Source organism: Nocardioides sp., from assembly GCF_031397825.1.
Classification (GTDB): Bacteria; Actinomycetota; Actinomycetes; order Propionibacteriales; family Nocardioidaceae; genus Nocardioides.
The window spans coordinates 1-19,232 of the sequence record NZ_JANNML010000068.1; the positions used below are offsets into that span (position 1 = coordinate 1).

Annotated in this window: 17 protein-coding genes; 7 read left to right on the forward strand and 10 right to left on the reverse strand. The window is 73.2% G+C overall.

The features are described from left to right. Positions 1-121: 121 nt before the first annotated feature. The gene (locus RMN98_RS05490) at positions 122-751 is read right to left on the reverse strand and encodes a hypothetical protein (RefSeq protein ID WP_309647797.1); all 630 of its coding nucleotides are present in this window, start codon (positions 749-751) and stop codon (positions 122-124) included. A gap of 143 nt (positions 752-894) precedes the next feature. On the opposite strand from RMN98_RS05490, the gene RMN98_RS05495 reads away from it, so the two are divergent. From RMN98_RS05495 to RMN98_RS05505, 3 genes are all read left to right on the forward strand, one after another. Beyond that, entirely contained in the window at positions 895-2,664 is a 1,770-nt protein-coding gene (locus tag RMN98_RS05495) for a CapA family protein (protein WP_309647798.1), read from the forward strand. Between the two features lie 120 nt (positions 2,665-2,784). Beyond that, positions 2,785-3,717 (forward strand): NAD(P)-dependent oxidoreductase, encoded by a 933-nt coding sequence (locus RMN98_RS05500; RefSeq protein WP_309647799.1) that lies wholly within the window; start codon positions 2,785-2,787, stop codon positions 3,715-3,717. A 48-nt stretch (positions 3,718-3,765) separates the two neighbouring features. After that, positions 3,766-4,794 (forward strand): LLM class flavin-dependent oxidoreductase, encoded by a 1,029-nt coding sequence (locus RMN98_RS05505; protein ID WP_309647800.1) that lies wholly within the window; start codon positions 3,766-3,768, stop codon positions 4,792-4,794. A gap of 110 nt (positions 4,795-4,904) precedes the next feature. Here the strand turns inward: RMN98_RS05505 and RMN98_RS05510 are convergent, their stop codons facing one another. From RMN98_RS05510 to RMN98_RS05525, 4 genes are all read right to left on the reverse strand, one after another. After that, positions 4,905-5,213, reverse strand: a complete 309-nt coding sequence (locus RMN98_RS05510; RefSeq protein ID WP_309647801.1) for an antibiotic biosynthesis monooxygenase — start codon at positions 5,211-5,213, stop codon at positions 4,905-4,907. Positions 5,214-5,624: 411 nt separating this feature from the next. Further along, positions 5,625-6,770: an MFS transporter gene (locus RMN98_RS05515; protein WP_309647802.1), complete on the reverse strand. Its 1,146-nt coding sequence runs from the start codon at positions 6,768-6,770 to the stop codon at positions 5,625-5,627. A gap of 25 nt (positions 6,771-6,795) precedes the next feature. After that, positions 6,796-8,166, reverse strand: a complete 1,371-nt coding sequence (locus RMN98_RS05520; RefSeq protein WP_309647803.1) for a wax ester/triacylglycerol synthase family O-acyltransferase — start codon at positions 8,164-8,166, stop codon at positions 6,796-6,798. Continuing rightward, positions 8,163-9,584 (reverse strand): wax ester/triacylglycerol synthase family O-acyltransferase, encoded by a 1,422-nt coding sequence (locus tag RMN98_RS05525; RefSeq protein WP_309647804.1) that lies wholly within the window; start codon positions 9,582-9,584, stop codon positions 8,163-8,165. Before RMN98_RS05525 ends, RMN98_RS05520 begins: the two co-directional genes overlap by 4 nt. Positions 9,585-9,697: 113 nt before the next feature. Here RMN98_RS05525 and RMN98_RS05530 point away from each other — a divergent pair, with 113 nt between their 5' ends. Further along, positions 9,698-10,420 carry a VOC family protein gene (locus RMN98_RS05530; protein ID WP_309647805.1) on the forward strand — a complete coding sequence of 241 codons (723 nt, stop codon included), beginning with the start codon at positions 9,698-9,700 and terminating at the stop codon, positions 10,418-10,420. Positions 10,421-10,436: 16 nt separating this feature from the next. Here the strand turns inward: RMN98_RS05530 and RMN98_RS05535 are convergent, their stop codons facing one another. From RMN98_RS05535 to RMN98_RS05555, 5 genes are all read right to left on the reverse strand, one after another. Next, a complete protein-coding gene (locus tag RMN98_RS05535; RefSeq protein ID WP_309647806.1) occupies positions 10,437-11,333 on the reverse strand; it encodes an NAD(P)-dependent oxidoreductase in 897 nt (298 codons plus the stop codon). Positions 11,334-11,500: 167 nt separating this feature from the next. Further along, a complete protein-coding gene (locus tag RMN98_RS05540) occupies positions 11,501-12,814 on the reverse strand; it encodes a UDP-glucose/GDP-mannose dehydrogenase family protein (RefSeq protein WP_309647807.1) in 1,314 nt (437 codons plus the stop codon). Positions 12,815-12,823: 9 nt separating this feature from the next. Further along, positions 12,824-13,987 (reverse strand): aminotransferase class I/II-fold pyridoxal phosphate-dependent enzyme, encoded by a 1,164-nt coding sequence (locus RMN98_RS05545; RefSeq protein WP_309647808.1) that lies wholly within the window; start codon positions 13,985-13,987, stop codon positions 12,824-12,826. 38 nt (positions 13,988-14,025) lie between these two features. Continuing rightward, positions 14,026-16,032, reverse strand: a complete 2,007-nt coding sequence (locus RMN98_RS05550) for an NADPH-dependent 2,4-dienoyl-CoA reductase (protein ID WP_309647809.1) — start codon at positions 16,030-16,032, stop codon at positions 14,026-14,028. After that, positions 16,029-16,562 carry a PadR family transcriptional regulator gene (locus RMN98_RS05555; protein WP_309647810.1) on the reverse strand — a complete coding sequence of 178 codons (534 nt, stop codon included), beginning with the start codon at positions 16,560-16,562 and terminating at the stop codon, positions 16,029-16,031. Before RMN98_RS05555 ends, RMN98_RS05550 begins: the two co-directional genes overlap by 4 nt. Positions 16,563-16,682: 120 nt before the next feature. On the opposite strand from RMN98_RS05555, the gene RMN98_RS05560 reads away from it, so the two are divergent. Genes RMN98_RS05560 through RMN98_RS05570 form a run of 3 tightly spaced genes read left to right on the forward strand, consistent with a single transcriptional unit; the run spans position 16,683 to position 19,193 of the window. Then, complete coding sequence (locus tag RMN98_RS05560; protein ID WP_309647811.1) at positions 16,683-17,588, forward strand: ABC transporter substrate-binding protein; 906 nt, start codon at positions 16,683-16,685, stop codon at positions 17,586-17,588. A gap of 19 nt (positions 17,589-17,607) precedes the next feature. Next, complete coding sequence (locus RMN98_RS05565) at positions 17,608-18,459, forward strand: amino acid ABC transporter permease (RefSeq protein ID WP_309647812.1); 852 nt, start codon at positions 17,608-17,610, stop codon at positions 18,457-18,459. Beyond that, on the forward strand, positions 18,456-19,193 hold the full coding sequence (locus tag RMN98_RS05570; protein WP_309647813.1) for an amino acid ABC transporter ATP-binding protein: 738 nt from the start codon (positions 18,456-18,458) through the stop codon (positions 19,191-19,193). The genes RMN98_RS05565 and RMN98_RS05570 overlap by 4 nt, the downstream gene beginning before the upstream one ends. The last annotated feature ends 39 nt before the right edge of the window (positions 19,194-19,232 follow it).

Sequence of the window (19,232 nt, forward strand, 5' to 3'; positions counted from 1 at the left end):
CCGCGCCGCCGCTATGTTGCGGTGCGCGGGCCGCGTCGGCGCAAGGTGGCTGGAGCGGGGTGCAACACCCCGCCGACTCGGCGCCCGCGGTGCAACATCGCGCCTACTCGGCGTACGCGGATCAGCCCGCCATGGCCTGGAGCGCCGGCAGCAGGCCGTCCGGGCCGGTCAGGACCCCGGGGACGGTGCCGGAGGCCGAGGCCTCGCCCGGCACGGTCGTGAACGGCTCGTCGGTCAGCCGCACCTCCCCGCAGCCGAAGCCGTCGACGACCACGCCGGTCAGGTCGCCACCGACGACGGTGACGAGCATCCAGCGCGGCCCGAGGTCGGCGGTGCACATCCGGTGGTCGGCGGCCGGCTCGAGGGCATCCAGGTCAGCGGCCAGGTCGCCCAGCGCGGTGTCGGGCACGGCGGTGGCCTCTCCGCGGCGCACCCACGCGTACGACGCCCCCTCCGCCCCCTCGCCGGCCACGTCGACCGCGTTGTAGACGCAGACCCAGGCCGACTCAGGTGTCTCGAGCGACGGGGCGGAGTCGGCGGGCTCGCGCGTGCCGAAGCCGTGCTCGTCGTCCGCCTCGGGCAGCTCGGCGGGACACACCTCGCCGTCGTGGGCGGCCAGCTCCTCGGGCCGGTCGGCGGACGGGTCGACGGCACGGTCGGCCGCGTCGTCGGAGCATCCGCTGAGCATTCCGAGCGCGAGCAGGCCGGTCGCGAGCAGGGGGGCGAGCGAGGAGCGGGAGCGAGCGGACATCGGGGCCTCCTGGGTCGGTCGGACACGTCGTACGACGCGCGGCGCGGCACACCGGTTGCCTCGCCGCCGTGACACGGGCTTGGTCCGGCGCGTCACTGTAGATGCCAGGACTCTTCTCAGGGAGCCCGGCAGACGGGGAGCTGATGCGACACCAACTCGGGGCAGGCGTGGCGTTGCTGCTCGTCGTCGCGCTGGTCTTCGTGCTCCTCAGCGCCTTCCAGGACGGCCCGTGCAGCGCCGACCGAGCACCCCAGGCGGGCGCGCCGGGTGGCAGCGCAGCAGCGCCGGCATCCTCCTCCCCGGCCCCCGCCCGATCGAGGGGGACGGTCACCCTCGCCTTCGCCGGTGACATCCACTTCGAGGGCGCGTTCACCGACATCCCGGACCAGCGGCGCTCGACGCTCGGACGCATGTCGCGCGACCTGCGCAGCGCCGACCTCGCGGTCGTCAACCTCGAGAGCGCCCTGGCATCTGCCGGCACACCGGCGCACAAGGAGCTGGAGGACGCCGGCAGCCGCTACTGGTTCCGCAGCGACGCCGCGGCCCTCGACGTCCTCGACCGGTCGGGCGTCGACGTGGCGTCGATCGCCAACAACCACGGCGCCGACTACGGGCTGCGGGGCATCCGCGAGTCGGTCCGCATCGCAGAGCAGAGCCCCGTCGCGGTCGTCGGGGTCGGCATCACGAGCCGCCAGGCCTTCGCGCCGCACCGTGTGACCGTGCGCGGCACCACCGTCGCCGTCCATGCCGCCGACGCGTCCGCGCGCGAGAGCGCCGAGCCGACGTGGGCGGTCGGCCCGGTGTCCGGCCCGGGCATCGCGTCGGCGCGCAGCCCGCTCGCCCCTCAGCTCCTCGATGCCGTGCGCGCCTCCGCGGCCAGGGGCGACGTGGTCGTCGTCTACGTGCACTGGGGCGAGGAGTACGGCGCCTGCCCGACCGCCGACCAGCGCCAGCTGGCCCGCAACCTGGCCGACACCGGGGCCGACGTCATCGTGGGCACCCACGCCCACGTGCTGCTCGGCGCGGGGATGCTGGACAGCACCTACGTGAGCTATGGCCTGGGCAACTTCTACTGGTACCACGGCAACCAGGCCGAGACCGGCGTCCTGCGCCTGACCGTGCGTGCGGGAGAGGGTGGCGGCGAGGTCGTGGGCGACGAGTGGCGCCCCGGCCTGATCCCGCCCCGGGGCGGCGGGCCGCAGCCGGTCACCGGCCGCGGCGGGGAGCAGGACGTGGAGGACTGGCGCGCGCTGCGCGGCTGCACCGGGCTCGCGCCGGGACCAGGGCCCGTCGGCGCCACCGCGGACACCGGCTCCGGTCGCGACCTGCCGGCCTTCGCGTCGCAGGTGCGTCCGGTCGGACCTGCGCTGCGCGCCCGGATGACGGGCAGCAGCCACGACCCCGCCACCTGCCCGGTCCCGTGGCGGGACCTGCGGCTGCTCCGTCTGTCCTACGTCGGGTTCGACGGCCGCGCGCACCCCGGCGCGATGGTCGTCCACGCCGACGTGGCCCGCGACGTGGTCGGCGTCTTCGCCGCCCTCTACCGCGCGAGCTTCCCGCTCCAGCGGATGCGGCTGGTCGACGCCTACGACGGTGACGACGACCGGTCGATGGCCGCCAACAACACCTCGGCCTACAACTGCCGCACGGTGGCCGGGCAGAGCGCCCTCTCCGACCATGCCTACGGTCGGGCCATCGACCTCAACCCGGTGCAGAACCCCTATGTCCTGAGCGACGGGGTGCTCCCGCCGGCGGGGCGGAGCTTCGTCGACGTCGACCGCAGTGCCGGTGCCCGCGCCGTCCCCGGGGTGATCCGGGTCGGCGACGCCGTCACCCGCGCCTTCGCCCGCGTCGGCTGGACGTGGGGCGGGACCTGGGCCGCGCCCGACTACCAGCACTTCGCGACGGACTGACGGGTCGGGGTAGTCCCTAACGTCCCCGTCCTCCCGTGGCGCAGATCGTCGCAAGAACGTGAGGGACTACCCCGCCTGCCCGGTCGAGCCGATCTGGACCGGCCTGGCATCGTGGCGGGCATGACCGAGACACCAGCAGTCCCGTCCCCCATCGTCGTGGTCACCGGCGCCAACGGCCTCGTCGGTGCCGCGACCGTCGCCGCGTTGGTCGACCGGGGCGCCACCGTGCGTGCCGTCGTACGACGGGCAGGCACCGCGCCGACGCTCCCCGGCGTCGAGGAGCGGGTCGGCGACTTCCCGGACCCGGCGTTCGCGGCCGACGTCGTGGCCGGTGCCACGGCGGTCGTGACGACCGTGCACCCGATGGGCAGCCCGCTTGCGCACCAGCGCGAGGTCGGGGTCGAGGGCACGCCGGTGATCGCCCGGGCCGCCGCCGCGGCCGGGGTCGACCGCTTCCTTCACGTCTCGACCGCCGCCGTCTACGACCGCTCGCCGGGTGTCGGCGACGTCGACGAGTCCTCGCCGCTGGTGGGGGACGACGGCGGTGACTACCCCGTGACCAAGCGTGACACCGACGCGGCGCTCGCCGAGGTCCACGGGATCACCCGCGTGCTGGTGCGGCCGCCGGCGATCCTCGGCCCGGGGGAGTCCTCGGTGTGGAACACGCTGCGACCGTCCGCCGTGCGTGACGACGAGCGCGCTCGTCACACGGTGCCGGAGCAGACCTTCTCATGGGTGCATGTCGACGACCTGGCCCGCTTCGTCGCCGACGTGGCGACCGGCAGGGTGGCGACCGGCGAGGAGCCCGGGTCCGGCCCCGTGGCCGGTGGCTGCACACCGGTCAACGTCGCGGCCGCCCCGGCGACCAACCGCGACTACCACGCCGCGGTGACCTCCGCGGTCGGCGTCGAGCCCGTGTGGGAGGAGGGTCAGGCCTGGACCGGGCAGATCGTCTCGGCCCGGGCGCACGCCTGGGGGTGGACGCCGCAGGTGACCCTCGACGCCGCGCTGGCCGAGCTCGCCGAGGGCCTGCGCGGCGAGCGGAATGCGTGACGCCCCGGACTGGTTGACACGTCACCAACATCCACGAGAGGCACTCCCATGCACGTAGGCGTCGACAGCTTCGTCTCGACCGTCACCGACCCGACCACCGGCCACGTGATCGGCGCCGCCGAGCGGATGGAGCACCTGCTCGAGGAGATCACCCTCGCCGACCAGGTCGGGCTCTACTCCTTCGGCATCGGTGAGCACCACCGCAGCGAGTACTACGACTCCGCGCCGCCGGTCATCCTCGCCGCCGCTGCTGCCCGCACCGAGCGGATCCGCCTGGGCAGCGCCGTGGCGGTGCTCAGCGCGGCCGACCCGGTGCGCGTCTTCCAGCAGTTCGCCACCCTCGACCTGATCTCGAAGGGTCGCATCGACCTCGTCGTCGGCCGCGGCTCCTTCACCGAGGCGTTCCCGCTCTTCGGGCTCGACCTGGCCGACTACGACTCGCTCTTCAGCGAGAAGCTCGACCTGCTGCTGCAGATCCGCGACCACACCGAGGTCACCTGGTCGGGCCGGCACCGCCCGCCGATGGTGCGTCAGAGCGTCTACCCGCGCCCGCTGCAGGACCCGCTGCCGATCTGGGTCGGCGTCGGTGGCACCCCCGAGTCCTTCGTCCGCGCCGGCCTCCTCGGGCTGCCGCTGATGATCGCGATCATCGGTGGAGAGCCGCGCCAGTTCGCCCCGCTCGTCGACCTCTACCGCCGCGCCGGCGCCGAGGCCGGGCACGCCCCCGAGAAGCTCCAGGTCGGGCTGCACGTCTTCGGCTTCGTCGGCGAGTCGACCAAGGCCGCCGCCGACACGATCTACCCGGGCTGGGAGGAGATGTTCACCAAGGTCTCCCGCGAGCGCGGCTTCCCGCCGCCGACCCGGGCGCGGTTCGACGCGACCGCGGGCGAGAACGGCGCGTTCTTCATGGGCGACCCGCAGACCGTGGCCGACAAGATCCGCCGCGTCTCGGAGCAGCTCGGCGGTGTCGACCGGCTCTCGCTCCAGATGACCAACCCGCGCCTCGCGCACGCCGACCTGCTGCGGGGCATCGAGCTGCTCGGCACCGAGGTCGCGCCCCTTGTGGCCTCCGTCTGACGGCTGAGCCGGATCGGTCGCGCGTGCACCCCCCAGGCGCAGGGGGTGGGCGCGGGCGCGGCAGGTGACATGAGCCTGCCGGTCGGGCCGGCCACGACGTGGGCAGGTCGCTAGGCCTGCTTGGTCCAGACAGGCGTCAGCGGGGTGACCTGCGGCGGACCGGACAGCAGCGGCTCGACGTCGCGCAGGTAGTCGGCGTAGGCGTCGGTCTCCAGGAAGCGTTGGGACGACTCGGTGCTGTCGTAGACCTGGAAGGCGCTGATCGAGTCGGGATCGGTGTCGTCGAAGCAGAAGAAGTAGGCGAGGTGGCCGGGGTTGGCGTCGACGGCGGGCGCCATGTGGGCCTCCCAGACTGTGCGGACGTCGTCCCTCATGCCTGGTCGGGTCTGGTGCCGGATGATCAAAGCGAGCTGGGTCATGACGCGATCCTGACACCGGCCACCGACACACCAGGCAACGGCGCTGCTCCCGGCAGCGCCGCGCTCAGCCACGCGGACTCGTTGCCCTCCGGGTGCAGCCTCACCACGTGGCAAGGCTCCTCGTGGGTCCTTCCAGGACTCGAGCGCTCATCGGTGTGACCGCGCTCCTCGCGGCTGGAAGGGGGCGGATGGTGGCCGCGAGCGGGTCGTGTGTCGGGCACCGCGTCCAGACGCCGCGAGCGGCACACGACTCGTTGCTCGGCCTCGACTCAGGTCCCCGGCTCGAGCCAGCGCACGGGTCGTGTGCCTGACACCGCGCTCCTCCGCTGCGTGCGGCACACGACCTGATGCTCGACCCCGACCCCGACCCCGACCCCGACCCCGACCCCGCCCCCGACCCCGGACGCCGGCTCAGAGCCGGGCGCGCGCCTGCTGCGCGGTGAGCAGGGTGCACACGACCGCGAGGCCGGCCAGCAGCGCCGCCACGTCGACGTACGCCGAGAACGACGCGAGCAGCAACGGCGTCGCGAAGCCGAGGTAGGCGAAGCCGTAGTAGGCCGCGGACACCGTCCCCAGGCGGCCGTCGGCGGCCACGTGCGGCAGGCGGGACAGCCCGCTGGCGAGCGCCAGGCCGCCCCCGGCCCCGAGCAGGCAGGCGGCCGGCACGGCGAGCAGCAGCAGTGCCGGTACGGCGGCCGCGGCCGCGGTCGCCGCATAGCCCACGGCCCCGCAGGCAGCGGCCACCGGCGCGGTCCGAGCTCCCAGGCGGCCCTGGAGCGGAGCGGCCAGCGCCCCCATGCCCAGGGTCATCCCGGCGAGCAGCCCGGTGAGCGCCACCGGGGCGACCGGGAAGCCGATCAGCACCGGGATGCCACCCACCGCGCTCGCGGGGAAGGCATAGACGCAGACCGCCAGCGGGGCGATCACCAGCAGCGCCGTGCGAGCCGTGCCGGCCCGCAGCGGCCCGCGGCCCGCGCCGACCATCCGCACCCGGGGCGTCAGCAGCGTCTCCTCGACGGTCCAGGCGACGGCCACCGTCAGCAGCAGGAACGCCGCGTGCAGCAGGTAGGGCAGCACCAGCGGCCACGGCCCCCACTCACCGATCAGCCCGGCCACGACCGGCCCGATCGCGAAGCCGCCGGTCATCGTCACCGCGGCGGTCCGGGCGCCCGACGTGCGACCCGCCCGGTGCGCGGTCTCGACGAGCCACGCGCTGCCGATGCTGAAGACCGCGCCGGCGCCCGCGCCCTGGAGGAAGCGCACCACGAAGAGCAGGGGCTCGCTGGCGGTGGCGGTGACGAAGAGCAGCGAGGCCAGCGCCGACAGGATCGCCGTGGGGAGCACGACGCGTCGCCGCCCCCAGCGGTCTGCGGCGGGTCCGGCCAGGCTGAGTGCCGGCACCAGTCCCAGCGCGTAGACCCCGAAGAGCGCGGTCAGCGACGTGGACGACATGTCCAGCTCGTCGCGGTAGATCAGCAGCAGTGGTGTCGGGATGTTGGTCCCGGCGGCGACGCCGAGGAGCAGGATCCCGAGACGACGATCCTGGGGCAGCGGCACCTGAGCAGACTAGGGCGCCAGGATCCTACGGCGCGGCGAGGGCAGGGGTGATCAGCGCGTCGAGCTCGGTGAGCAGGTCGGCGAGCAGCAGCTCGACGTCGGGGACCAGGTCGGCGTCGACGCAGAGCCCGATGGTGACCGTGCCCGCATAGCTGAACATCGCGACCCCCAGGGCGAGGTCGCCCGAGGTGGGTCCCCAGCCGATGGTCCCGGCCAGGCGGGTCCCCGCCAGTGTCACCGGGCTCCGGGGTCCGGGGACGTTGGTCATGACGCCGGTGCCCTTGGAGGCGAAGACGTCGATCGCGAGGTCCTCGACGAGCTGGGGCGCGCGACCGACCAGCTCGAGGATGCCGAACGCGACCAGCCCCTGGGCCGAGTCCTTCACGCGTCGGGTCCGGCGGGCCATCTCCTGCAACCTCTCGTGCCGGTCCGGGGTGCTCAGCGGGAGCGGGACGTAGACCAGGCCGAACTTGTTGCCGAGCTCGGCGGGCAGCGGCTGGTCCAGTGGCCTGAGGTTGAACGGGACGATCGCGCGGACGTCGTGGACCGGGCTGCGTCGTCGGACCAGGTGCGCCCGCAGGGCTCCCGCGACCGCAGCGAGGAGGACGTCGTTGACGGTGGTGCCGGAGAGGTGGGCGGCGTCGCGCAGGCTGTCGAGCGGGACGGGTGGTGACCAGGTCACGCTCTTGCGCACCCCGGCGACCCCCCGCAGCGCGGTCTGCCGGTCGGCGGGCATCACGGTGAGCTGCGCCAGGGCCTCCGCATCCGCCAGCGCGGTGCGCGCGAGGTCCAGGACGCGGCCCGGCCGCGCCGCCAGGGCCGCGAGCCGCTGCGGGTGCACGAGCGCCTCGAGCAGCTCGTGCGCGACCACGTCGGCGAGGGGGCTGCTGGAGGCGTCACCGGCGGCCTCGGCCGCCCTCACCGCCACCGGCTCGACCTCGGGGTCCTCGGTCAGCGACATCAGCATCCTGGCCAGCGCGATCCCGTCGGCGATGGCGTGGTGCATCCGGAAGACCGCGGCGCAGCCGGAGCCGTAGCCGTCCACCAGGTAGAGGTCCCACAGCGGGCGGTCGTGGTCCAGCGGCACGCTGACCAGGCCGCTGGTGAGCTCCTGGAGCTGCTCACGCCCGCGCGGGGCGGCGAGACGGACGTGGTGGAGGTGCTCCTCGAGGTCGAACCCCTCCACGTCCTCCCAGGAGTAGCGGCCGTGCTCGTGCACGACGCGCTGTCGGAAGCGCGGGAACCGGTCGATCATCCGGTGCTGGATCAGCGCTCGCAGCGCCGTCCAGTCCAGCACCTCGTCGAACCACATCACCGAGGTGACGACCATCAGGTTGGTCGGACGGTCCATCCGGAGCCAGGCGGCGTCGGCGGGGGCCATCGGGTAGCGCGTCATCGGGACTCCTGGCGGGGGCGACGCGAGCTGGCGACCGCGAGCAGGTCGTCGAAGCCGGACCGGAGTCCGGCGAGGAGGACGTCGGCGTCGTGGGTCGAGTCCCGGTCGGTGGTGATGCCGAGGAGGAGGTCCTCGCCGTACGACGTGACCGCGACGCCGATCCTCAGCCGGTCGGCGATCGGCACGTAGGGATAGGTCGCGAGCATCCGTCGTCCCGCGAGGTAGAGCGTCGTGCGCGGACCCGGGACGTTGGTGACGACGGTGGTGAGGTTGCGGTGCGGCACCCGGAACGCGAGGTGCAGGAAGGCCGCCACCGCGGGCGGGGGCAGCGCATCGGCGACCGCGAGCGCCCACTGACCCGCCTGGGCCTCGTGCGACTCCTTGAGGGCCAGCGTGCGGGCGGCGACCTCGTAGAAGCGGTCGCGCGGGTCCTCGAGCTCGACCGGCAGGGTGAGCAGCAGCGCCGAGACCTCGTTGTCGAGGGTGCTCGAGGACGGTCGGCGGACCGAGACGGGGACGAGGCAGCGGACGCTGTCGGGCTCCGCACCCAGCCCGCGGGTCAGCTCCAGGTCACGGAAGCCCTGCGTGACGGCTGCCAGCACGACGTCGTTGACCGTGCCGCCGAGGCGTTCGCGGACCAGCAGGACGTCGGCGAGGCTGATGCGGGTCCAGCGGAAGTCGCGGTCGCGGCCCAGTGAGCCCACGAGCGAGGTCGGTGTCGTCGGCACCACCGCGCGCGCGAAGCCGAGGACGCCCTGACCGATGGCCCCGGCCGCGCGGGCCGTCGTGACCGGGTGCCCCAGCGCGGCGCCGACGGCTCCCGGCAGGCCCCGCAGCTCCTGGGACCGGAGCACCGCCTGCTCGCGCACCGCGTCGGCGACCAGCCGTGCCGGGCCCGGCGGTCGGGCCGGCGCCCACTCCTGCGGGGGGTCGTGGGCGGGGTCGGGTCCCTCCGGTGCCTGGTCGAGGATCGTGGCCAGCAGGTCCGTGCCGGCGATCCCGTCGGCCATCGTGTGGTGCACCTTGGTGAGCAGCGCCCAACGGCCGTCCTCGAGCCCCTCGATGACGACGTCCTCCCACAGCGGGCGGTCGTGGGGGAGGGCCTCGGAGAGCACGACGCCCGCCACCTCGCGCAGCTCCGCCTCGCCCCCCGGGGCGGGCACGCGCAGGCGGCTGAGGTGGTGCTCGATGCGGAAGTCCGGATCGTCGGCCCACACCGGCCGACCGGCGGCCAGCGGCACGGCGCGCAGCCGCTGGCGCAGCCGGGGGACGGCCGGCAGCTTGCGCTCGATCGCGGTCACCACCTCGTCCTGGCTCGGCGCGGGTCCCTCGAAGATGCCGAGGCTCGCGATGTGCAGGGACGAGTGTGCGTCCTCCACGTGCAGGAATGCCGAGTCCAGTGCGCTGGTGCGGTCCATGCCTCATGACATCGCCGGGCACGGATCCGCGTCAGGAGGCCAAGGTCCCTCCGCTGCCGCCGATGGTCCCGGGGTTCGGTGCTCCCGGCGGGCGGGGACCTTACGGTGGTGCCATGCAGCTGGAGAACCTCGTCATCGACGCCGTCGAGCCCCAGCGGCTGGGCCGCTTCTGGGAGACGGTGATCGGCGGTGAGACCCTCACCGACGCACCGGGCATCTTCGAGACGCGGCTGAGCATCGAGGGCGGGCCCTGGCTCGACCTGTGCTTCCAACCGGTCCCCGAGCCGCCCTCCGAGGCGCCGCGTCTGCACCCCGACCTGCTCGGCGGCCCGCGCCAGGCCGAGGTCGTCGAGCGGCTGCTGGGGCTGGGCGCCCGCCACCTCGACATCGGTCAGCGCGACGCGCCCTGGGTCGTGCTCGCCGACCCCGAGGGCAACGCCCTGTGCGTGATGGAGGAGCGGGCGTCGTACGACGGCACGGGGCCGATCGCCGCGCTCCCGCTGGACTCCGCCGACCCGGACCGGGACGCGGACTTCTGGTCCTGGCTGACCGGCTGGACCGACGTGGCCGGTCTCGCCCCCCGCTCCCTGCGCCACCCGTCGCTGCTCGGCCCGCTCCTCGAGCTGTGCCCGGAGGAGACCCCCAAGGGCGCGTCCAAGAACCGCATGCACCTCGACCTGCGCCTCGAGCCGGGCGAGGACGCCGACGAGGTCGCGGCCGCGATCACGGCGCGGGGCGGGCGCCAGCTGCCGGCGCAGTGGGGCGAGCTGCCGTGGCGGACCTACCTCGACCCGTCCGGCAACGAGTTCTGCGTGCTGCCGGTGTCGTCGTCGTGACGGTTCGGCCCGACCGTCAGGCGCCGGGGTCGGCCAGCACGTCGCGCCAGGAGTGCGTCGGCGTCCAGCCGAGGAGCTCGCGCGCCTTGTCGATGGCGTAGAACGTCTCGTCGCGGCCCATCTCGCGCCGCACCTCGACCCCGTCGTAGAACCGCTCCCGCACCTCCTGGGTCGTCGCGGCCACGGACAGGTCGGCGTTGGCGACGTTGAACACCTCGTAGCCCAGCCCATCGGTCTCCAGGCAGCGCTCCACCATCGTGCCCAGGTCGCGCACGTCGATGTAGGCGAAGACGTTGCGTCGTCGCAGCGCCGGGTCGGCGAGGAAGGCCGGGAACTTCTCGGCGTACTCGTGCGGCTCGATCACGTTGTTGATCCGCAGGCCGTAGACGTCGGCTCCGGTGCGGGCCTGGAACGACCTCGCTGTCACCTCGCCTGCCACCTTCGACATCGCATAGGAGTCCTCGGGGACGGTCGGGTGCTCCTCGTCGACCGGCACGTAGAGCGGACGCCGCTCGCCCTGCGCGAAGCAGATCCCGTAGGTCGTCTCGGACGAGGCGAAGACGACCTTGCGTACGCCGAGCCGGGTCGCCGCCTCGAGGACGTGGTAGGTGCTGAGGACGTTGGTCGCGTAGGTCGCGCTGTCCGCCTTCAGGAGGATCGCAGGCACGGCGGCGAAGTGCACGACCGCGTCGTACGACGGCTGCTCGGGCAGGTCGAGCTCGGCCGCGGTGGCGAGCCCGGCGAGCGCCGAGTAGGTCTCGCCGGCGTCGGTCAGGTCGACGCGGAGGTCGGCGACGTCGGGGTGGCCCAGGGGAGCGAGGTCGGCGTTGGTGACGTGGTGGCCCTGCGAGGCGAGGTAGGGCGCCACGTGCTGACCGGCCTTGCCGCTGCCGCCGGTGAAGAAGATGCGCATGGTCGGACGGTACCCAGGTCGGGTGGCACCTACGTCGGACTGGACCCAGCCGTTCTTGGGGTGCTCCTTCCACGCTAGTGAGAGGGGGCCACGTGGCCCCCTCTCGCTAGTGGGCGAGGGGGTCTGTCGGTGAGAGGACCTGGCACCGTCGGCCGTGGCGGCGTCGCCTAGCGTCGACCCAGCCCCCGTGCCGTCCAGCCGCCCGCCCGCCAGGCCTCGAGGTCGAGCAGGTTGCGTCCGTCGAGGACCTGCTTGCGCCGTGCGACGTCACCGACGGCGGCCACGTCGACGGTGCGGAACTCCGGCCACTCCGTCAGGTGCAGCAGCAGGTCGGCGTCCTGCGCGGCCTCGATGGCCGAGCCCGCGTAGGCGAGCGTGGGGAACATCGCCCGCGCGGTCTCGGTGGCCTGCGGGTCGTAGACGGTGACGTGCGCGCCACGCAGGTGCAGCTTGCCCGCGATCGAGAGGGCGGGGGAGTCGCGCACGTCGTCGCTGTCGGGCTTGAAGGCCGCGCCCCACACGCCGATCCGGGCGCGGGTGACGCTGCCGCCGAGCATGGCGGTCGCGATCTGGGCGACGCGGGAGCGCTGGCGCTGGTTGATGTCGTCGACCTGGCGCAGGAACGTCATCGCGTCCTCGACCCCGAGCTCGCCGGCCCGGTGCACGAACGCTCGGATGTCCTTGGGCAGGCAGCCGCCGCCGAAGCCGATCCCGGCGTTGAGGAAGCGGCGCCCGATCCGGGCGTCGTGCCCGATCGCGTCGGCGAGGTCGACGACATCGGCCCCGGCCGCCTCGCAGACCTCGGAGACGGCGTTGATGAAGGAGATCTTCGTGGCGAGGAAGGCGTTGGCGGACACCTTCACCAGCTCGGCCGTGGCGTAGTCGGTCACGATCAGCGGCGTCCCGGTCTCGAGGATCGGGGCGTAGAAGTCGCGCATCGCCTGCTCCGCGCGCTCGGAGGCGACCCCGAGCACGATCCGGTCGGGCTCGAGGGTGTCCTTGACCGCGAAGCCCTCGCGGAGGAACTCCGGGTTCCACACCAGCTCCGCCTCCGCGCCGACCGGGGCGAGGTCGGCGAGGGCCGCAGCCATCCGCTTCGCCGTCCCGACCGGCACGGTCGACTTGCCGACGACGGTGGCGGGGCGCGTCAGGTGGGGCGCGAGGCCGGTGACGGCCGCCTCGACGAAGGACACGTCGGCGCCCATCGAGGAGGGCAGCTGCGGGGTGCCGACGCAGACGAAGTGCAGGTCGGCGAAGGCCGCGGCGTCGGCCATCGAGTCGGTGAAGCGCAGCCGCCCCGAGGCCACGTGCTTGGCCAGCAGGTCCTCGAGCCCGGGCTCGTAGAACGGGACCCTGCCCGCGGTCAGGAGGTCGCGCTTGCGCTGGTCGACCTCGACGCCGAGCACGTCGTGCCCGAGCTCGGCCATGCAGGCGGCGTGCGTCGCGCCGAGGTAGCCGCAACCGATGACGGTGATCTTCACGCGCTCACCCTAGGAGTTGCCGGTGGTGCCAGGCGTCAGGGCGGTGGCCAGGCGGTGAACGATCGCGGTCAGCCGCTCGGGCGACGTCGCGATGTTGAGCCGCACGTGCCCGGTGAGCCCCGGCTGGTAGTCGTGACCGGCGGCCAGCTGCACCCGTCCCCGCTCCAGGGCGACGGTGGCCGGGTCGTCGTGGCCGTAGGCGCGCAGGTCGATCCAGGAGAGGTACGTCGCCTCGAGGGGCCGCATCCGGGCCTCGGGCAGGTGCTCCGACAGCAGCCGCGCGAGCAGGTCGCGCTGCTCGCTCAGCCGCGCGCGCAGGGCGTCGAGCCACGCGTCGCCCTCGGTGTAGGCCGCGACGGCCGCGATCACGCCCAGGGGCGACCAGGAGTCGTTGCGCACCATCGGCACGTCGGTCAGCCGCCGGTGCGTGGCCGGGTCGGCACTGACGATCTGGGCGCAGCGCAGTCCCGCGGTGTTGAAGGCCTTGGACGCCGCGACGACCGCGACCGCGTGGTCGGCGGTCCCCTCGATCGACAGGTAGGGCACGTGCTCGGCGCCGGCCAGGACCAGCGGCGCGTGGATCTCGTCGGAGACGACCCGGGCCCCGTGACGCAGCACGACGTCACGGATCCCCTCGAGCTCGGCGCGCGTGAAGACACGACCCCACGGGTTGTGCGGCTGGGTGAGCAGCAGCGTGCGGGCGCCGTCGGCGAAGGCCCGCTCGAGCCGGTCGAGGTCGATCTCGGCGCGCGGTGCGTCGGGGTCGACGAGCAGGTCGACCCGCTCCCGGCCGGTGACCTGGGCGACGTCGAGCTGGGGGGAGTACGCCGGCCCGGGCATCACCATCGGCCCCGGCTCCGACAGCACGTCGAGCGCCACGCGCACGCCGGCCGTCACGTCCACCACCGGCACGACCTGCCCCGGGTCGACCCGGTGGCCGAACTGCCGCGCCGACCACCCGGCGTACGCCTCACCGAGCTCGCCGCCTCCGGTCTCGAACCGGGGATAGCCGGTGACGCCCGCCGCGACGGCCTCCTGCAGCGCGGCCATGACCGGCGGGGCCAGCGCGTAGTCCATCTCGGCCACCCAGGCCGGGATCACGTCGGGGTCGACGGTGCCCCACTTGAGCACCAGGCCGCGGCGGGCTTCGTCGTCGGTCAGGTCACGGATCATGTCGCCGACGCTAGCCGCCAGAGCCCGCCGAGGCTCGGTCAGAGCCCGGCGGCCACGCGCGTGCCCTGCTCGATCGCCCGCTTGGCGTCGAGCTCGGCCGCCACGTCGGCGCCGCCGACCAGGTGCACGGAGGCACCTGCGAGCACGAGGTCGTCGTAGAGCGAGCGCACCGACTCCTGCCCCGCGCAGAGCACGACGTGGTCGACGTCGATGACCTGCGAGACGCCGTCGACGGTGACGTGCAGCCCGGCGTCGTCGACCAGGTCGTACGTCGCCCCCCGCACCTGCGCGACGCCCGACTGCTTCAGCACCGCCCGGTGCGCCCAGCCCGACGTCTTGCCCAGGTCGACGCCGATCGGCGTGGTCTTGCGCTGGATCAGCGTGACCTCGCGCAGCGGCGTGCGCGGCTTCTTCTCGGTCAGCCCGCCGGCGTGCAGCGACGGGTCGCCGACGCCCCAGTGCGACATCCAGTCGTCGAGGTCCTCAGACGGGTCGTGGGTCAGCCACACGCTCACGTCGACGCCGATGCCGCCCGCGCCGACGACGGCCACCCGACGCCCGGGCACGACCGCCCCGGACAGCACGTCGGCGTAGGAGACGACCTTGGGGTGGTCGACCCCGGCGAAGTCCGGCACCCGCGGCACGACGCCGGTGGCGACCACCACCTCGTCGTACGACGCGAGGTCGGCCGCCGTCGCCTCCTCGCCGAGGCGGACGGTCACCCCGAGCACCTCGAGCCGGCGCGCGTAGTAGCGCAGCGTGTCGGCGAAGTCCTCCTTGCCGGGCACGGCCATCGCGAGACGGAACTGGCCGCCGAGCGACGACGACTTCTCGAGCAGCGTCACGTCGAAGCCGCGCTCGGCCGCGGACACGGCGGACGCCAGCCCGGCGGGGCCGGCGCCGACGACGGCGACCGTCGCCGCGCGCTTGGTCGGGCCCAGCACCAGCGTGGTCTCGCGGCAGGCGCGCGGGTTGACCAGGCAGCTGGCCTTGCGATTCTTGAACACGTGGTCGAGGCAGGCCTGGTTGCAGCCGATGCAGGTGTTGATCTCGTCGGCGCGACCCTCGGCGGCCTTGTTCACGAAGAACGCGTCGGCCAGCAGCGGCCGGGCCATCGAGACCAGGTCGGCCTCGCCCGCGGCGAGGATCGACTCGGCCAGCTCAGGGGTGTTGATGCGGTTGGACGCGCAGACCGGCACGGAGACCTCGGCCTTGAGGCGGGCGGTCGCCGAGCGCCAGGCGCCGCGCGGGACCTGGGTGATGATCGTGGGGACGCGCGCCTCGTGCCAGCCGATGCCGGTGTTGAGGACGGTCACGCCGGCCTCCTCGAGGCCGTGGGCGAGCTCGGTGATCTCGTCCCAGGTCTGCCCGCCCTCGACGAGGTCGAGCAGCGAGATGCGGTACATGATCGGGAAGTCGGCGCCGACCAGCTCGCGCGAGCGCCGCACGACCTCGAGCGGGAAGCGCATCCGGTTGGTGGCGCTGCCGCCCCAGGCGTCGGTGCGCTGGTTGGTGCGCTCGGCGAGGAACTGGTTGATCAGGTAGCCCTCGGACCCCATGATCTCGACCGCGTCGTAGCTGGCCTTCACCGCGAGCGCCACGGACCTCGCGAAGTCGGTCGCCGTGCGGTCCACGGCCTTCGTCGACAGGGCGCTCGGCTTGAAGGGGGTGATCGGGCTCTTGGTGGCGGAGGCCGAGACGCTGAACGGGTGGTAGCCGTAGCGCCCCGCGTGCAGCACCTGCAGGGCGATCGCGCCACCCTCGTCGTGCACCGCGCCGGTCACGTCGCGGTGCCGCATCGCCTGGAGGCGGGTGGTCATCTCGGAGGCGAAGGGCTTGAGCCAGCCGCGCTTGTTGGGTGCGTAGCCACCGGTCACGATCAGGCCGACCCCGCCGCGGGCCCGCTCGGCGAAGTAGGCCGCCAGGGCCGGCAGGTCGCGCCGGCTGTCCTCGAGCCCGGTGTGCATCGAGCCCATGACGACCCGGTTGCGCAGCTCGAGCGGGCCGAGCGTGATCGGGCTGAGCAGGTGGGGGTAGTCGGTCATGCGTGTGCCTCCAGGTATTCGGTCAGCCACTCGATCCAGAACTCCTCGACGCGGATGCCACCGCGCAGCACGAGGTACTGGTCGAGCTCGAGCCCCGCCAGGTCGGCGGGCCCGTCGGTGTAGTCGCGCTTCATCAGCTGGCGGTAGTGGTCCAGCCGGACGTGGTGGTCGGCGAGGTTGGCGCGGACGACGTCGAGCACCGCCGCGCGGTCGCCGAAGGAGGCGCCACGGAGCTTCACCGCCAGCTCGCTGCGCATGGTGTGGGTGTCGGTCGGCTCGGCGAGCCACGCGGCCAGCACGTCGGCGCCCGCCGGTGTCACGTCGTAGACCTTCTTGGCGGGCTTGCCGGTCTGGGCCACCTCGGCGACCGAGACCCAGCCCTCGGCCTCCATGCGGCCCAGCACCTTGTAGATCTGCTGGTGCGTGGCCGGCCAGAAGTAGCCGATCGACCGGGAGAAGCGCTTGGCCAGCTCGAGCCCGGAGCCGGGCTTCTCGCGCAGCGCGACGAGGAGGGCGTGGTCGAGGGCCATGGAGCCAGGGTGACAGACCTATGCAACTCGTTGCAAGCCTGACGTGGCGAGCGTCACCGGGTGGTCCACCAGATGCACGAACAGCACCACGCCTCCTGAGGCTGGCCCTACGATTCGCACATGCGTCTGCGCCGCACCACCATCGCGACCCTGCCCCTCCTGGCCCTCGCCGCCGTCGCCTGCGCGCCGGTCGATGACGAGGAGACGGCGACCGAGACCCCGTCGGGCAGCGGCTCGGCGTCGTCGGACGCCGGCGAGACCGAGGCCGCTGACCCGTGCGCGACCGAGTCGCTGCCGACGCTCGAGGCGGGCACGCTGACGATCGGCACGGACTCGCCGGCCTACGAGCCGTGGTTCACCGACAACGACCCGACCAACGGCAAGGGCTACGAGTCCGCGGTCGCCTATGCCGTGGCCGAGCAGCTCGGCTTCGCCGCCGACCAGGTGACCTGGGTGACCGTCCCCTTCAACACGTCCTACGCGCCGGGCCCGAAGAAGTTCGACTTCGACATCAACCAGATCTCGATCACGCCGGCCCGCGCCGAGGTCGTCGACTTCTCCGAGGGCTACTACTCCGCGGCGCAGGCCGTCATCGCGCTCAAGGGCTCACCGGTCTCCGAGGTCACGAGCATCGCCGACCTGGCCGACTACAACCTCGGCGCCCAGACCGGCACCACCTCGCTCACCGCGATCCGCGAGGTCATCAACCCGGCCAACGACCCGGCCGTCTTCGAGGACACCAACGCCGCCAAGCAGGCCCTGCTCAACGGCCAGGTCGACGGCATCCTCGCCGACCTCCCCACCGCGTTCTACATCTCCGCAGTGGAGATCCCCGACAGCGCGATCATCGGTCAGTTCCAGGTCGAGGACGGCGACGAGGAGGAGTTCGGGATGCTCTTCGAGAAGGGCAGCCCGCTGGTCGACTGCGTCGACGGCGCGCTGGAGGCGCTCGACGAGGACGGCACGCTCGACGCGCTCGAGCAGCAGTGGCTCTCCGACGTCGTGAGCGTCCCCGAGCTCCAGTGACCCTCCACGTGACCCTCTCGTGAGCAGCACCTGGTCCCCGAGCGAGCGGGAGCAGGAGCGACGCCGGATCCGCCGGCGCCAGCGCGCCCGCTCGGTGCTGATCGCCACGGTGGTCACCGCCGGGGTGTTCGTCGGCCTCGGCGTCGGGATCACGGGCTCGCCGGGCTGGCCCAGCGTGCAGGAGCTCTTCTTCAACGGCTTCCACGCCCGCGAGTCCTTCGACGCGGTGCTCGAGGGCTTCTGGATCAACGTCAAGCTCTTCCTGATCTGCCAGCCGGTGATCCTGGTGCTCGCGCTCGCCGTGGCGCTGGCGCGCACGGCGCGCTCTGCGTGGCTGGTGCCCGTGCGGCTGCTCGCCGCCCTCTACACCGACGTCTTCCGCGGGATCCCCACGATCCTGCTGGTGATCCTCCTCGCCTTCGGCGTCCCGGCGCTGCGGCTCGAGGGGCTGCCCACCGACCGTCTCTTCTGGGCCGGGGTCGCGCTGGTCCTCTCCTACGGCGCCTACGTCGCCGAGGTCTTCCGCTCCGGCATCGACTCCATCCACCCCTCCCAGATCGCGAGCGCCGAGGCGCTGGCCCTGAGCCGCGCCCAGACGATGCGCCACGTCGTGGTGCCGCAGGCCGTGCGCCGCGTCGTACCCCCTCTGCTCAACGACTTCGTCTCGCTCCAGAAGGACACGGCGCTCGTCGCGGCAGCCGGTGTCTTCGACGCGGTCTTCGCCGCCCGTGACTACGGCAACTTCAACTTCAACTACACCCCGCTCGTCGTCGTGGCCGGCTTCTTCGTCGTGATGACCGTGCCGCTGGCGCGCCTGACCGACTGGCTCCAGCGCCGTTACGCCGAGCGCGAGAGGGCAGGTGCCCGATGAGCGCGCTGCTGGAGGTCCAGGGCGTCCGCAAGACCTACGGCGACCGCGTGGTCCTCGACGACGTCTCGCTCGACGTCGACGCGCACGACGTCATCTGCCTGATCGGCTCGTCCGGGTCGGGCAAGTCGACGCTGCTGCGCTGCATCGACCTCCTGGAGGACATCGACGACGGGGTGATCCGCTTCGACGGCCGCGAGATCTCCGACCCGCGCGTGGACCCCCGCGAGGTGCGCCGCCGCATCGGCATGGTCTTCCAGGCCTACAACCTCTTCCCGCACCTGAGCGTGCTCGACAACTGCACGCTCTCCCCGCGCCGGGTCCACGGCCTGTCCAGGCGCGAGGCCGAGGACCGCGCCCGCGACCTGCTGTCGACCTTCGGTCTGGCCGACCACGTCGACAAGCACCCCGACCGGCTCTCCGGTGGCCAGCAGCAGCGCGTCGCCCTGGTCCGGGCGCTGTGCACGCGCCCCGACCTGCTGCTGCTCGACGAGATCACCGCGGCGCTCGATCCCGAGCTGGTCGGCGAGGTGCTGACCATCGTGCGCCAGCTCGCCGAGCGCGGGACCACGATGGTCCTCGCGACCCACGAGATGAGCTTCGCCCGCGAGGTCGCCACGTCGGTCTGCTTCCTCTCCGAGGGCCGGATCCTCGAGCAGGGGCCGCCCGCCGAGATCTTCAGCAACCCCCGCGAGGAGCGCACCCGCCAGTTCCTGCGCCGCGTGCTGCCGGGCTGACGCCTCATCCGCGTCACCTCGCGGACCAGCCGTTGACGT

What these genes read in the sequence shown, in the direction of transcription:
- RMN98_RS05490 (WP_309647797.1), bottom strand. Translation starts at nt 751, where the DNA reads ATGTCCGCTCGCTCCCGCTCCTCGCTCGCCCCCCTGCTCGCGACCGGC.
- RMN98_RS05495 (WP_309647798.1), top strand. Translation starts at nt 895, where the DNA reads ATGCGACACCAACTCGGGGCAGGCGTGGCGTTGCTGCTCGTCGTCGCG.
- RMN98_RS05500 (WP_309647799.1), top strand. Translation starts at nt 2,785, where the DNA reads ATGACCGAGACACCAGCAGTCCCGTCCCCCATCGTCGTGGTCACCGGC.
- RMN98_RS05505 (WP_309647800.1), top strand. Translation starts at nt 3,766, where the DNA reads ATGCACGTAGGCGTCGACAGCTTCGTCTCGACCGTCACCGACCCGACC.
- RMN98_RS05510 (WP_309647801.1), bottom strand. Translation starts at nt 5,213, where the DNA reads ATGACCCAGCTCGCTTTGATCATCCGGCACCAGACCCGACCAGGCATG.
- RMN98_RS05520 (WP_309647803.1), bottom strand. Translation starts at nt 8,166, where the DNA reads ATGACGCGCTACCCGATGGCCCCCGCCGACGCCGCCTGGCTCCGGATG.
- RMN98_RS05525 (WP_309647804.1), bottom strand. Translation starts at nt 9,584, where the DNA reads ATGGACCGCACCAGCGCACTGGACTCGGCATTCCTGCACGTGGAGGAC.
- RMN98_RS05530 (WP_309647805.1), top strand. Translation starts at nt 9,698, where the DNA reads ATGCAGCTGGAGAACCTCGTCATCGACGCCGTCGAGCCCCAGCGGCTG.
- RMN98_RS05535 (WP_309647806.1), bottom strand. Translation starts at nt 11,333, where the DNA reads ATGCGCATCTTCTTCACCGGCGGCAGCGGCAAGGCCGGTCAGCACGTG.
- RMN98_RS05545 (WP_309647808.1), bottom strand. Translation starts at nt 13,987, where the DNA reads ATGATCCGTGACCTGACCGACGACGAAGCCCGCCGCGGCCTGGTGCTC.
- RMN98_RS05550 (WP_309647809.1), bottom strand. Translation starts at nt 16,032, where the DNA reads ATGACCGACTACCCCCACCTGCTCAGCCCGATCACGCTCGGCCCGCTC.
- RMN98_RS05555 (WP_309647810.1), bottom strand. Translation starts at nt 16,562, where the DNA reads ATGGCCCTCGACCACGCCCTCCTCGTCGCGCTGCGCGAGAAGCCCGGC.
- RMN98_RS05560 (WP_309647811.1), top strand. Translation starts at nt 16,683, where the DNA reads ATGCGTCTGCGCCGCACCACCATCGCGACCCTGCCCCTCCTGGCCCTC.
- RMN98_RS05570 (WP_309647813.1), top strand. Translation starts at nt 18,456, where the DNA reads ATGAGCGCGCTGCTGGAGGTCCAGGGCGTCCGCAAGACCTACGGCGAC.